Origin of the sequence: Neglectibacter timonensis (assembly GCF_900048895.1) — a bacterium.
Lineage (GTDB): Bacteria > Bacillota > Clostridia > Oscillospirales > Acutalibacteraceae > Acutalibacter > Acutalibacter timonensis.
Window position 1 is genome coordinate 175,973 of record NZ_LT160637.1, and the last position, 13,694, is coordinate 189,666.

Below are 13,694 nucleotides of genomic sequence, written 5' to 3' on the forward strand. Positions count from 1 at the left end.
TTTTCGGCTCCCGTCGGGAAAATTTCTCCAAACGCTTTTCTTAAGAAGAAATGGCCTCGTTGCTGCCGAGTTTATCCAGAAGAGCGGTCACATTGTCTACGGAAGCCTTGCGTACCACCCCGGAATAGACGCCGTCCAGCATAGCTACATAACGGTCCTGGCCTTCCACCGCATAGAATTCCACAACACTGTCGGCATTTCCATTGAAGTAACTGTACTCCACCTTGAACACAGGTTCGCCGCTGTACTCCACTTCCTCGGTATTCAGTACGGCGATGGCGATCAGCTGCTTGTAGAAGGGCTGATAGGTATCGTCATAGCTGATTTCCTTGCCTGCGCCGGACTGGATGGTCAGGTCATAGGTGATATTGGACTCCGTTGATTTTTCCTCGTTCTTGGTACGGGTAATGTCGTACTCGCTGGCGGTTCCGTTCAGGGTGAGCTTCAGCCTGCTCACTTCCATGATGTTGGGCAGACAGATATAGCTCATCCGCAGGTCCATCAGCTTGGCTTCCGCCCAGTCAGCCACTTTACTGGCGGCGATCAGGTATACCACATCCGAGTTGTCCGCCATGAGGTACCGGTTGCCGTCCGCGTCCGTTTCGCTGACCTTCAGCGTGTGCTTCTCCCCGTTGAGATCAAAATCAATCTGCGCAAAGGGTTCGGCAAGCCCGTAATCTCCCAATTTTTCCTCTGTGACGCCCACAGCCGCCACACTGTCAGCGGACAGCGTCTTCAGAGTGGTCACCAAAGTACTGAAACTGTCCGTACCCGCCTCTGCTTTTACCGGCGAAGTCACCATATAACCGCTCATTTTTGAGGAGTCATGGATAATTTCAATCGGCTTCTCAAAATTGGTTCCGGAAAGCTTCATGCTGTAGAGGATATCCGCAGCTTTCGTCTGAGAGCTGGAACCCTCGCTGTCCGTGGTCTCCTGCATCAGGTCGGCCACCGTGTACAGGTCGGTTTTCAGGAAGGCCAGTTCCCCGCCCAAAAGCTTTTCATTGAGGCCGGATACCACATAGACAACGCCGTCCTTAAGCACATATTTGCCAACAGAGCTTCCTGCGTCGCTGCCGATTACCAGGGTATCGGAGCCGCCGGCTTTATATTCGATCGTGATTTTGGCCGCGCCGTTCCCGGAAAGGCCGAAATCCTCCAGATTGGTTACCTCTCCCAAATTCTTGGAAGCGTTGACATCCAGCACAGAGCGTGCGGCGGAAGAGGAGTCCACCGTATTCACATCATAGTCTTCCAGACCCTTTACCGTGAAGGCCACGTCCTTTTCGCTTTCCGAGGAGGACGAATCCGTCTCAGAAGAGGCGGAGGTTTCTGTCTCCGGTTCCTCAATGGGCGTCAGCTGGTAGGAGCCCCCGGCATTTTCCACCTTGATGACGGAAACGTCCCGGGTGGATTTCTCCATCACCTTTTCCGTTACGGAGGAGGATGCGGACGAAGAGGATTCCTCCTGCTCCTCGGGCTGTGTGAGCAGCAGGGCCGCAGCCGCGCCGCCCAGTACCACAAGGACCGCAAGCATGATCAGGATATTTCTTGTGGTCTTCTTCATAGGCTTACAGATGCCTCCTCTTCAGGAATACCACCAGGCCAGCAATCAGGATAATCAACGGCAGGCCGATGGTGAATACGCCCAGGCCCAGGAACGAGAGCGTTCCGCTGGAGGCTGCAATGTCCAATTTATTGGTCTGAACCTTATCCGTAACCACAGTGACGGCGCTGTCGTCCGTACCGGTCACATAGTGGAACAGGTCGGTGAGATAGGTGCGGTCGCTGAAGGTGCTGGTGCTCAGGAAGGTGTCCGTAAAGGTGACGGAGGAACCAAAAACAACCACATTTTTGGTATAGATGTCGTTGCCGTCCTGCACCATGCGGCTGGACAGCGTGGCCAGCACCTGTTCCGAGGTTTCGGGATTTTCCGTGTCCCCGTCTTCCTTGGCCGCATAGGCGCTGTCAGAAGAGACCCAGAGTTTCTGCACGCCGATATCATCGTTGGCGTTAAACAGAATGGTCAGCGGAGCGGTGGTGGGGGACACCAAAAGATTATAGGTATTGTCCTTCAGCACCTCCTCTGCGGAATCGGCAAAGATGTAACTGGCATTCGTAGAGAACACGCGGGAGGTATCGGTTTCCGCCACAACGCCCTCTTCCACCTTCACGCCCCATTCTTCTAGGAAGCCGGCAAACTTGGGCAGCTCTCCCTGGGTGGGGTGGCAGGTGACAAACAGGGTGCGGTCCACCATGGGGCCGTCCTTGGAGAGGAAATCCCTCATCTTCTGAAGCTCTTCCTCCGTGTAGTCAGTGGTGGGGGTGGGCAGCATAAGCACCTGGGTATCTTCAGGAATCTCGTCCGTCAGGAGATTTACCTCCTGCACATCGAAGTTTTCCTCCTCCAGGAGGCTGTCCAGAGCCGTACGGCTGCTGGAATTCAGCAGTTCGTTGTGCCCTGTTGCCACTGCCACAATCGGAACCTTGTCCAGGTTCACTGACTCGATAGCGGCGGCCAGGGCGCTGTCCACCATGGAATAACTGTCATACCCGGAGCTCGTCTGGCTCTGGGTCATGCTGAACATGTCGTTGACCGTCAGCACCCGGTGGCGCTTTTCCGTTTTCACCAGCACCTTGCCGGTGGTCAGGTTGTCGGAAGCGTACTCACTGATAAAGGTCGGGTTTTTATCGGGATCCACAAACTGCACCTTGATCCTGGAATTGGCCTCCTGCAGCTTGTCCGCCAGGTTTGCCACCTGGCTGTACTTCAAATTATAGCTAGTGAAGACGCGGTCCTTCCGGATGGCCTCTTCATCGCCGATCAAATAGATATCCGTGTCGTTCTGCACGCCCTTGGCAATTTCCAGGGCCTGGTCGGAAAGGGAGTTGAGCTTTTCCGCCGTCAGGTCCACATTCATGGAGGGGAAACGGTTGGAAAGGGCGGATACCAGGACGTTCACCACCACCACAATGGCAATGAACACCACGCTCATCAGGGTGGCCATGCCGCCCCTCTTAAATTTATTGCTCCTGAAGAAGTTCCCAACGGAACCCTTCTTTTTTGCCTTATTTTCTTGATTCATTTTCTCAATTTCCATCCTTTCTCTCGCTCAGCTCCAGCGGCGGCTTTCCACCTTACGTGCGGTGAGAAAGACGAAAACGGCCATAACGCTCAGGAAGAAGATTGCGCTTGAGACGTTGAACAGGCCCTGGGTGAAGGGCGTATAGCGGGTGTTGAAGGAAATCCAGCCCACAACCGCACTCACCCAGCTGCTGGAAAGGCCGGAGGCCAGGGAATCGATGAACATCAGGAACACTGCCACCGCAAAGGTGCCGATGGCCGCGATGATCTGGCTCACTGTCAGGCTGGAGATGAACACGCCGATGGCCACCATCGCGCCGCCGTAAAGCAGGGTGCCCACATAGTTGCCCAGCACCACGCCCCAGGGAGGGGTGGAGAAGAAGGACAGCGCCACCGCCGGCAGCAGGCCCAGGGTAGAGGCGATAAAATAGACGAAGAAAGACGAGAGGAACTTGCCGATCACAATCGAAAGCGTTCCCACCGGCGCGGTCAAAAGCGCCTGGTCCGTCTTGTTTTTCCGGTCGTCCGTCATGCTGCGCATGGTGATGATGGGGATAATCATCATGCAGAAGGTAAACATGGCGTTGTAAGCGGAAGTAATGTAGCTGGTGGAACCCATCATCATCACCTGGAAATAATAAAACCCATAGAGCGCCAGCAGGGCCGCTACGCACACATATCCTATGGGAGAGGCAAAATAGGAGCGGAGCTCCCGCTTAAACACTGCTTTCATTCTTCCTCTCCTCCTTTCTCTGTTTCTGCATTGCCGTCCGCCGCATTCCCGTCGGGCGCGGACTCGGGCTCATATGCAATGTCAACCTTGGGACGGGCTTCCTTGTCTTCGTTCTGGCTGTAGGCCGTGTCGGAGCTGGTCAGCTGGAGGAACAGGTCTTCCAGGGTCAGGTCGGTATTCTTCAGGGCCAGCATGGGCCAGCCTTTCCTGGCCAGCAGGGCGAACAAAGGCCTTCTGACGTCCGCGTTGGGCTCGGACTCCACACTGAGCTCGTATACGCCCTTCTCCTTTTCTCCCATGGAATAGACATCCACCACATTCTCCAGCTCCCGGATGGCATGCACCGCCTCGCGCTCGGGGGCCTCTACCCGGAGAATCAGCCTGTGATCCTTGGAGAGGTCATGGGCCAGGGTGTCTGTGGCGCCGTCCGCCACAATCCGGCCGTTGTTGATGACGATGATGCGTTCGCATACCGCCTGTACCTCAGAGAGAATGTGAGAACTGAGAATCACCGTGTGGTTGCGCCCCAGGTTGGTGATGAGATTGCGGATCTCGATGATCTGCTTGGGGTCCAGGCCCACGGTGGGCTCGTCCAGAATGAGCACCGGCGGGTTCCCCAGCAGGGCCTGGGCAATGCCGACGCGCTGCCGGTAACCTTTGGAGAGGTTTCCTATCAGTCTGTCGTACACATTGTCAATTTTGGTGAGCTGGCAGATTTCCTTGATGTGCTTTTCCCTGGGAAGCTTCACCTTTTTCAGTTCATACATAAAGTTCAGATACTCTTTTACCGTCATATCCAGATACAGCGGCGGCTGTTCGGGGAGATAGCCAATGAGCTTTTTCACTTCATTGGGCTCATCCAGAGTATTTTTTCCCGAAACGGTCACCTCTCCGGAAGTAGCCGAGAGGTAGCCCGTGACGATGTTCATCGTCGTGGACTTACCGGCGCCGTTCGGCCCCAGGAAACCGACGATTGTGCCTTCCTCCACTTTAAAGCTCACGTTATTCAGCGCCATATTGACTCCATAGCGCTTTGTGAGGTTTTTGACCTCTACCATTTCCGTGATTCCTCCTGTTTTGTTTGTCTTCTTTTCTCTAACTGGTTAATACTACCGCAAAGAGGGTCTTTTTGCAATACTTTTCGCCTTCCGCGGCATGATTTTCCATCATTTTATCTCCCTTTTGTGAATTTTTTGTGAAAGCGGGGTGATGATGTCGTGCCGTATGCCGCACCCGGTTCAAAATTTTTTGAAAAGACGGGCTTTCACTCTGGAAAACCCGCTTTTTCACCGGCCAAACCCGGGTTGCAGCCTGCCGCGTCCGGGTTGACGGAAAAGCTGGAACACGGTACAATAAGAGCGTCTAAAATCTATCAGAAAGAGGTGAGGGCTTTGGCGCAAATCAAGCCGTTCCGTGCCCTGCGGTACCAACTGGAAAAAGCCGGAAGGATCGAGGAGCTGACCTGCCCGCCCTACGATATCATCAGCGAAACACAGCGGCAGGCCTATTTGGAACGCAACCCTTACAATGTGATCCGCCTGGAGCTGCCCCGCGGGGACTCTCCCTATGAGGAAGCGGGAAAAACTTTGGAGGAATGGCTTCAGGAAGGCATTCTGAAGCAGGATATGGAGGAGGGCCTGTACCTCTATGAACAGGAATTCCTTTCCCAGGCCGACCATGGGGATAAAAAGAGCCTAAAGGGCCTGATCTGCCGGGTGCGGGTGGAGGATTTCGCCGCAGGCGTGGTGCTGCCCCACGAAGAGACTCTCAGCAAGGCAAAAACCGACCGTTTCAACCTGATGAAGGCCACGAACTGCAACTTCAGCCAAATCTATTCCCTCTATCAGGACGAAGGCCATATCACCCGGTCCAGAATCGAAAACCTGACAAAAACCTGCGCCCCCAGGTATGAGTTTTCTGACGGCCTGGTGACCCACCGGCTCTGGGTGGTAAACGACCCTGTGGCCGTTTCTGCCCTCTGTGAAGACTTTGCGGGCCGCAAGCTTTATATTGCCGACGGGCACCACCGCTACGAAACCGCCATCAACTACCGGAACTGGTGCAGGGAAAACGACTTTTACAACCCTGGCAGCGAATATGTGATGATGATGCTGGCGGACATGGCGGATGAGGGCCTGGTGGTATTCCCCACCCACCGGCTGGTCCGGGACCTGCCCGGATTCCATGGTCCGGAGCTGCTGAAGGCCTGCGAGGCTGAATTTGACGTTCTTCCCTGCGGGGACCTTCCGGAGGCACAGAGCCGGCTTTCCCCCCTCTACGAAGAGGGAAGACACGCTTTTGCCCTCTGCGGCGGCAGCGCCGGGAACCTGCGGGCGCTGCGAGCCCCCGCCGTTATGGACAGTGTGCTGCCGGAAAAGAGCCGGGCTTCCAGGCTGCTGGATGTCTCGGTCCTCCACAGCCTGATTCTGGAGCGCTGCCTGGGCATTGACAAGGAAAACATGGCGAACCAGAGAAATCTTACCTATACCCGTTCGGCAGCAGAAGCCGTTGCCTCCGTGGACAGCGGCGAGAGCAACTGCTGCTTCCTGCTGAACCCCACCCGCGTCAGTGAGATCGGCGCCGTGGCGGCAAACGGGGAAAAGATGCCCCAGAAATCCACGTATTTTTATCCGAAGCTCATCACGGGCCTTGTCATGAACCTGCTGACGGAACAATAAGCCGCAGGCCCTTCCAAAAAGAAAGGAAAAGGAAACTGGATGGACACCATGAAATTATTTGAAAAGACAGTGAAAGAACAGGAGATTTACAGCGGACGCATCATCCGCGTCCATCTGGACGACGTGGTTCTGGAAAACGGAAGCGAGACAAAGCGGGAGGTGGTGGACCACCCCGGCGGGGTCAGCGTGGCCGTGCTTACGGAAAACAACGAGCTCATCCTGGTGCGCCAATTCCGCTATCCCTACAAGCAGGTGCTTCTGGAGCTGCCCGCCGGGAAGCTGGAGCAGGGGGAAGACCCCTTTGAGGCGGTGAAGCGGGAGCAGAGGGAGGAGACCGGAACAGTGGGCGAGCACTATATTTCCCTGGGAAATGTCTACCCCACCCCCGGTTACTGCGGGGAGATCATCCGCCTGTGGGCATGCCGCGCCAGCGGCAGCACAGGCGAGCTTCAGCTGGACGAGGACGAGTTTCTGGCCACGGAGCGCCTTCCGCTTGACAAAGCTGTGGAAATGGTGTTAAATAACGAAATCCCGGACGCGAAAACACAGATCGGGATTCTGAAGACAGCCAGATTGGTGGAACAAGGAAAGCTCTGATCCGGCCTTTGGGCCGGGGAAAGGAAAAGCCTATGAACGCAACAAAACGAATTGCCGCCCTGCTGCTGTGCGGAGCGCTGCTTCTCAGCGCCTCCGCCTGTTCCCAGCAGGCTTTGAAAACTGCCGGACCGGAAAGCAGCTCCAGCGCTTCTTCCGTCTCTTCCAGGGAGGAATCCTCCGCTGTTTCCTCCGAGAATTCTAAGCCGGAATCCTCTTCTCAGGCTTCCAGCGAAGCTCCCTCCTCTTCAGAGGCGGCTCCCAGCACGCCGCAAAAGCCCACCGTCACCGACGACGACAGCAGCGCCGGAACGGAATACCTTCCCTCCATTGAGACGGGCAGCGAGAATTTTCAGAAGGCCTTCGCGGGAAACGCCATTGACAGCCAGTTTGAGCTGGAATATTCCCGCTCCACCTCCGCCACCCTGATGGTGCAGGCCTGCAACGACGCGGCGCAGAGATGGAAGAACATGATAGACGTGGCGTACCAGTCCGTGCTGGATCTCTCCGACGACGGCCAGCGGGAATCTGTGAAGGAAACCCAGGACCAGTGGGCCGCCGTTCTGGACCAGAAGCTTCAGGAAATCCGGGATGACGCGGGGGACGGCGCTGACGCCCCTCTGGAAATCGCCCGGGGCGCCATGCTGCTCTACCGGGAGCGGGCCGCCGAGCTTTGCAGCATCCAGTATGCGATCGACGGCACCCTGCCCAGCTTTGAAGTGGTTTCCGGCGACGAAGAGGTCAAGGGATAATGGAGCCTGACATCGCCGGAAAAGATCTGTTTATGGTATGCCACTCCCCCCGGAAAGCGGCATACCGTTCCCTGCCGGAAGGTTATTTTTTCCGGCGCTGCCGCAGGGACGAGCTGGAACTCTGGAAGAAATTCCATTTCGACGATTTGGAAACAGCCCGCCGGATGCTGCCCTACATGGACGGCTATTTCCAGGAGGTTTATGGCGGGGAGGATGGCGGTTTTTTTGACCGCTGCCTGTTTGCCTGTACAGAAGAGGACCTGCCCGTGGGGACCTGCTTTCTCTGGAAAGCCTACGGAAAACTGGACACCCTGCATTGGCTCAAGGTGAGGCCTGAATATGAGGGAAAGGGGATTGGCCGGGCGCTGATCGCCCGGGTGCTGCAGGAAAAAATGGATTGGGATACTCCCGTTTTCCTGCATACCCATCCCGGCTGCCTCCAGGCAGTCAAGCTCTATCTGGATTTTGGATTCCAGTTTCTCAGCGACCCTCTGGTGGGAGACCGGAAAAACGCCTTGCCGGAAGCCATGCCATACTTCCGGGAACGGCTGCCCGCCCCGTCCTTTGAAAAAATTGCGGCGCAGGCCGCGCCGCAGGAATTTCTGGCCGCGGTAAACGCGGGGAAGAGAGCCGAATTCTAGACAGCCGTCCGAACATACCGCGCCATCCTGTGCGGCCGGCTTTTCGGCGGTCCAATGCCTTTGATATGCTGAAATACGGCGGTATTCCACCGGTTTTTTCAGCCTTTAAAAAGGGGCGGAGCCATTTGGCTTCGCCCCTTTCCTTTTTTCCCATGCTTTTCTTTTCTTTCCAAATCAGGTATAATAAAGAAAAATTTTATTTGGGAGGAAAAATTTTTATGGCCTATTTACAGCTCAATTTTGAAAGCCAGTGTCTGCAGGGGAATACCGCAATCTCCGTGATTCTGCCGGACAAGACCCGGGGCCTCACTCCCCGGGAATTTTACAGCCAGGAAAAAAAGTACAAGGTCCTCTGGCTGCTGCACGGCACCTTCGGCGACCATTCCGACTGGATTCGCAAAAGCAACATAGAGCTTTACGCCTGCGAACGGGATCTCATTGTGGTGATGCCCAGCGCCTTGAATTCCAATTACGCCAACTGGCCGGAATTCTCCATCGGCTACAACATGTACGACTTTCTCACCGAAGAGCTGATGCCGCTGATTTCCGGCTGGTTCCCGGCCTCCGACAAGCGGGAAGACAATTTCATCGCCGGGTTATCCATGGGCGGCCGGGGCACCTGCGTTTACGCTTTCAGCCACCCGGAAAAATTTGCGGCCGCAGCCGTGCTCTCCGCCTGCCCCAGGAATATCGAACTGCTCCCCGAAATGGAGCCGGGCATGTGGGAGCGCACCCAGGGCAGCATCAAAAACGCCGGAGGCCTTGAGGCTTACCTTGCCTCCTATGAAAACACCTGGCGCATCGCTGGGGAAAAGGCAAAAACAGGGGAACTGCCCCGCCTGTACTTTGCCACAGGGAAAAACGACATGTTCTACGGGGCTTTCCTGGAATTCCAGAAATATGCGGAGAAAATCGGCCTGGACGCCGAATTTGAAGCCATTGACGGCTACGCCCACGAATGGCGCTTCTGGGACCTGACCATCCAGCACGCCCTGGCCTTCTTCGGCCTGGACGACGCGGGGGCCGGGAACCCGTTCTGACCTTTCCTGCTGAAAAGGGCGCCGCAGCGACAGCAAGGGCATCTGCATTTCCTGCTCCTGCCCATGCTGTCTGCGGCGCCCTTTTTTAATTTTCCACCTTGAGCCGCTCTTCCTCCACGCCGAAAACTGCGGCCATCTCCTTCCGCTCCTCCAGATTCGGCACTGCCTCGCCCGATTCATACTTGCGGTACCGGTAAAGGCTTATCCCAAGTTTCTGCGCGGCTTCCTTCATGGAAAGCTGTTTTTCTTTTCTCAGGATGTACAGGCGGCTGCGGAACGAAAGGCTGTCAAACGGGAATTTCTTAAGGCTCTGGTATCGGGGTTCCAGCTTCCAGGCAGGCGTTTTTGGCAGGGGAGTAAACAGTTTCTCCGCTTCTCTCAGCTTCGATTCAAAAAAATGGATGGCATATTCCAGCTGCATTTGAGAAATGTCATCCATCCGGTATTTCTGCAGGATCCATATCCCTTCATTGAGGGCTGAACGCATAAACTCATTCTCTGCTCTGTAGTCTCGTCTCATGCTTTTCACTTCCCTTTTTGAAAGTAATTTTATCTCACTTTATTGAAGACAGCTAGAACCATAAATGATACTATTGATGGGTATATCAGTAAAAGCAAATTCTTCTTCTTATAATAAAAGTATAAATATGGTTATTATTGGAAGATGATCTATGTTTTTGGTGAATAATGAATTCAAAAACACGAATGTATCCAGGACAATACGCTTTACTGATTCTTTATTTGACCGTTTAAACCAAGTCGCGGGCGAAAATAATATCTCTTTTAACTTGCTGGTACTGCAGTGCTGCAAATACGCCCTGGACCACATGGAAGAACCGGAAGAAGACAAGCCTTCTGCAAAATAAACCGCAGAAGGCTTGTTTTTTTATCGCGAAGCCTGAGGAAGCTTTCACAAGACCCGGCGAACCAATGGAAAAATAAGAAAACCTGCCCGGGCCTTTCTTCCTAAACAGAGCAGCCCTTCCGATTTCGGAAGGGCTGCTTTGCTTTATTCTTCGTCCGTTGTGGTATCTTCCTGGGCTTCCTGTTCCAGCTCTTCCGGGCTGGCGGCTCCCTCGTCCGCAGTGCCGTCGTCCTCAATTTCCACTGCGTCCACCTCATCTTCTTCATGGGGGGCACGGGCCAAAGTGACCACCTTATCTCCCTCCTGCAGCTTCATCACGCGCACACCCTTGCTGGGCCTGGCGCAAACGCGGATGGAGGAGGCCAGAATGCGGATGATGATGCCTTCCTCAGAGATGAGTATAATGTCATCCTCCAGATCCACCACCTTGATGGCTGCCACATCGCCGTATTTTTCGGTGTGGTAGTTGGTAAGGCCCTTGCCGCCCCTGTGCTGCAGGCGGTAATTGTCCGGCGCGGAAAGCCTGCCGTAACCGGTTTCCGTCACGGTGAGCACCAGGCCGCCCTCACGCAGAACCGACATTCCCACAATACAGTCGTCTTCGGCCAGGCGCATAACCCGCACGCCTCTGGCCGTACGGCTCAGCTCACGGATCTGGGTTTCCTCAAACCGGATGGCCATACCCTTCTTCGTGGCCACAAGCAGCTCGTCGCTGCCGTTTGTCTCCCGCACCCAGGAAAGCACGTCGCCCTCGTCCAGGTCGATGGCGATCAGGCCGCCCTTTCTGGCCGTATCATAAGCGGAAAGCTTTGTGCGTTTGATTACACCGTTATTCGTCACCATCACCAGGTATTTATCCTCGTCAAACTGGGTTACCCGAATCATGGAGGTCACCTTCTCCTCCGGCTGAAGGGGGAGAAGATTCTTGATGTTCATTCCACGGCTGGTACGGGAACCCTCGGGAATCTCGTAGCACTTCAGCCGGTAGACACGGCCCAGACTGGAGAAAAACAGGATATAGTCGTGGCTTCCGGTGACAAAGAGTTCCGTGGCCACATCCTCATCCCGGCGGGTCATGCCGGTGACGCCCCGTCCGCCCCGTCTCTGCAGCCGGTAGGTGTCCATTTTCTGGCGTTTCACATAACCGAAATTCGTCAGCGTGAGCACGCATTCCTCTACGGGAATCAAGTCCTCGATATCCACTTCACCGCTGATGGCCGCGATCTCTGTGCGGCGTTCGTCGCCGAACTTCTTCTTCATGGCCTGGGCTTCGTCCTTCACAATGGCAAGGCGTCTGCCCTCGCTTGCAAGAATATCCAGGAAATCGGCAATTTTCTCTTTCAGGCCTGCCAGCTCTTCCTCGATTTTTTCGCGCTCCAGGCCGGTGAGCTGCCCCAGGCGCATCTGTACAATGGCCTGGGCCTGCACGTCGTCCAAGCCGAAACGTTCCATCAGCGCTGTTTTGCCTTCCGGTATGGATTTGGCGGCCCGCAGAATGGCGATCACCTCGTCGATGAAGTCCAGGGCAATCATCAAGCCTTCCAGAATATGGGCCCGCTCCTGGGCCTTTTTCAGGTCGAACCTGGTGCGCCGGGTGATGACATCCATCTGGAACTTGACGTATTCCTCCAGAATCTGCCGCAGGTTCAGCATCTTCGGCTCCCCGTCCACAATAGCCAGCATGATGACGCCGAAGGTGGTCTGCAGCTGGGTAAAGGAGAAGAGGTGGTTCAGCACGATCTGGGGAGAAGCGTCCCGTTTCACATCTATCACAATATGCATGCCGTTGCGGTCGGAATGGTCGTCGATATTGGAGATGCCCTCAATGCGCTTTTCCTTCACCAGGTCGGCGATATTCTCAATCAGCCTTGCCTTGTTCACCTGATAGGGCAATTCAGTGACAATGATCTTGGAACGGCCCGTCTTTTCATTTTCCTCAATTTCCGCCCGGGCGCGCACCGTAATCTTGCCGCGGCCCGTGGCATAGGCGGCCCGAATGCCGCTCCGGCCCATCACAATGCCCCCGGTAGGGAAGTCCGGACCCTTGATGTGCTCCATCAGCTCTTCCAGAGTTGCCTCCGGATTGTCGATGAGGCAGCACATGCCGTCGATCACCTCATTCATGTTATGAGGCGGGATATTGGTGGCCATGCCCACGGCGATGCCGGTAGAACCGTTGACCAGCAGGTTGGGGAAATGGCTGGGCAGCACTGTGGGTTCTTTCAGACGGTCGTCGTAGTTGGGATTGAAATCTACCGTGTCCTTGTCGATATCCTGCAGCATCTCCACGGAGAGCTTGTTCATCTTGGCCTCGGTGTATCGATAGGCCGCGGGAGGGTCTCCGTCTATGGAACCGAAGTTTCCGTGGCCGTCCACCAGCATGTAGCGCATGGAAAAATCCTGGGCAAGGCGGACCATGGCGTCGTAGACAGATGTGTCCCCATGAGGATGGTAACGCCCCAGCACGGAGCCCACCGTATCGGCGCACTTGCGGTAAGGTTTTTCCGGCCACAGGGTATTTTCATACATGGTATAGAGGATACGCCTGTGCACAGGCTTCAGGCCGTCCCGTACATCCGGCAGGGCCCTCTGCACGATGACGGACATGGAGTAATCCAAAAAGGATTTTCGCATCTCCTTCGTGACGTCCACATGTATGACGCGGCCTCCGGATTCCTCCGCCATATTTTCCGTATTTTCAAAATCCATGGATCATTCGCCTTTCCGGTTCCGTTCTTTCGAAAACCATTTCTTTTACTGAATCAATTGTTCTGCAGCAGAAGGCTCAAGGCCCGTCCGCGCACATCCTTTGGAATTGCCCGTACGGGAATGAGCAGAAGCCCTCCGTCCTCCGGCAGCACCGCCGTCAGCTGGGTCTTCTTTCCCACAGTTTTCACCTTCGCTCCCTGAAGGGAAATCTTTCTGCTGCCCTGTGCGGTATCGGCATAGAGTTCCTTTTCGTAAAGACGTACCTTCACCGTATTCTGGCCCTGTTTGGCCTGTTTCCGCATGTCTAGCCGCGGCACCAGCGTTACCCCCAGCACCACGCCCAGAGTGATCAGCCCCATCACAAGGTTGAAAAATTCTTTGTTATAGAGAAAGGAGATCAGGAAAAACAGAAAGAGCGCGGCGAGCACAGAGGTTTCAATCACCGCCCGTTTTCCCGAGGTTTTATAGATTCCCGAATACTTCAGCCCTTCGAAGACCTCTTCTTCTGTCAGCGTATAAGAAAATTCAATATGAGACATAATTGTTTCCAATTCCCGCCTTTTTCAGGAGTTTCCCCTCTTGTGTTTTCACCGACGT

The 13,694-nt window shown here is 55.1% G+C and carries 12 protein-coding genes; 5 read left to right on the forward strand and 7 right to left on the reverse strand.

The window, feature by feature from the left end; translation table 11 throughout:
• Positions 1-40: 40 nt before the first annotated feature.
• The 4 genes from BN3911_RS03455 to BN3911_RS03470 form a co-directional block, all read right to left on the reverse strand.
• A complete protein-coding gene (locus BN3911_RS03455; protein ID WP_066861381.1) occupies positions 41-1,567 on the reverse strand; it encodes a DUF4340 domain-containing protein in 1,527 nt (508 codons plus the stop codon).
• A 4-nt stretch (positions 1,568-1,571) separates the two neighbouring features.
• On the reverse strand, positions 1,572-3,008 hold the full coding sequence (locus tag BN3911_RS03460) for a GldG family protein (protein ID WP_207644495.1): 1,437 nt from the start codon (positions 3,006-3,008) through the stop codon (positions 1,572-1,574).
• Positions 3,009-3,113: 105 nt separating this feature from the next.
• The gene (locus tag BN3911_RS03465; protein ID WP_066861387.1) at positions 3,114-3,818 is read right to left on the reverse strand and encodes an ABC transporter permease; all 705 of its coding nucleotides are present in this window, start codon (positions 3,816-3,818) and stop codon (positions 3,114-3,116) included.
• Complete coding sequence (locus BN3911_RS03470; protein WP_066861390.1) at positions 3,815-4,876, reverse strand: ATP-binding cassette domain-containing protein; 1,062 nt, start codon at positions 4,874-4,876, stop codon at positions 3,815-3,817. Before BN3911_RS03470 ends, BN3911_RS03465 begins: the two co-directional genes overlap by 4 nt.
• 333 nt (positions 4,877-5,209) lie before the next feature.
• On the opposite strand from BN3911_RS03470, the gene BN3911_RS03475 reads away from it, so the two are divergent.
• The 5 genes from BN3911_RS03475 (at position 5,210) to BN3911_RS03495 (ending at position 9,523) form a co-directional block, all read left to right on the forward strand.
• Positions 5,210-6,496: a DUF1015 domain-containing protein gene (locus BN3911_RS03475; RefSeq protein WP_066861523.1), complete on the forward strand. Its 1,287-nt coding sequence runs from the start codon at positions 5,210-5,212 to the stop codon at positions 6,494-6,496.
• Between the two features lie 39 nt (positions 6,497-6,535).
• Entirely contained in the window at positions 6,536-7,093 is a 558-nt protein-coding gene (locus BN3911_RS03480) for an NUDIX domain-containing protein (RefSeq protein WP_066861393.1), read from the forward strand.
• Between the two features lie 32 nt (positions 7,094-7,125).
• The gene (locus tag BN3911_RS03485; protein WP_147578504.1) at positions 7,126-7,842 is read left to right on the forward strand and encodes a DUF1311 domain-containing protein; all 717 of its coding nucleotides are present in this window, start codon (positions 7,126-7,128) and stop codon (positions 7,840-7,842) included.
• The gene (locus BN3911_RS03490) at positions 7,842-8,483 is read left to right on the forward strand and encodes a GNAT family N-acetyltransferase (protein ID WP_066861400.1); all 642 of its coding nucleotides are present in this window, start codon (positions 7,842-7,844) and stop codon (positions 8,481-8,483) included. The genes BN3911_RS03485 and BN3911_RS03490 overlap by 1 nt, the downstream gene beginning before the upstream one ends.
• Before the next feature lie 218 nt (positions 8,484-8,701).
• The gene (locus tag BN3911_RS03495) at positions 8,702-9,523 is read left to right on the forward strand and encodes an alpha/beta hydrolase (protein WP_066861526.1); all 822 of its coding nucleotides are present in this window, start codon (positions 8,702-8,704) and stop codon (positions 9,521-9,523) included.
• Between the two features lie 85 nt (positions 9,524-9,608).
• Here the strand turns inward: BN3911_RS03495 and BN3911_RS03500 are convergent, their stop codons facing one another.
• The 3 genes from BN3911_RS03500 to BN3911_RS03515 form a co-directional block, all read right to left on the reverse strand.
• Entirely contained in the window at positions 9,609-10,043 is a 435-nt protein-coding gene (locus BN3911_RS03500) for a helix-turn-helix domain-containing protein (RefSeq protein WP_066861403.1), read from the reverse strand.
• Between the two features lie 489 nt (positions 10,044-10,532).
• Positions 10,533-13,097 (reverse strand): DNA gyrase subunit A, encoded by a 2,565-nt coding sequence (gene gyrA / locus BN3911_RS03510; RefSeq protein WP_276780336.1) that lies wholly within the window; start codon positions 13,095-13,097, stop codon positions 10,533-10,535.
• Between the two features lie 53 nt (positions 13,098-13,150).
• The gene (locus tag BN3911_RS03515; RefSeq protein ID WP_147578505.1) at positions 13,151-13,648 is read right to left on the reverse strand and encodes a hypothetical protein; all 498 of its coding nucleotides are present in this window, start codon (positions 13,646-13,648) and stop codon (positions 13,151-13,153) included.
• Positions 13,649-13,694 lie beyond the last annotated feature (46 nt).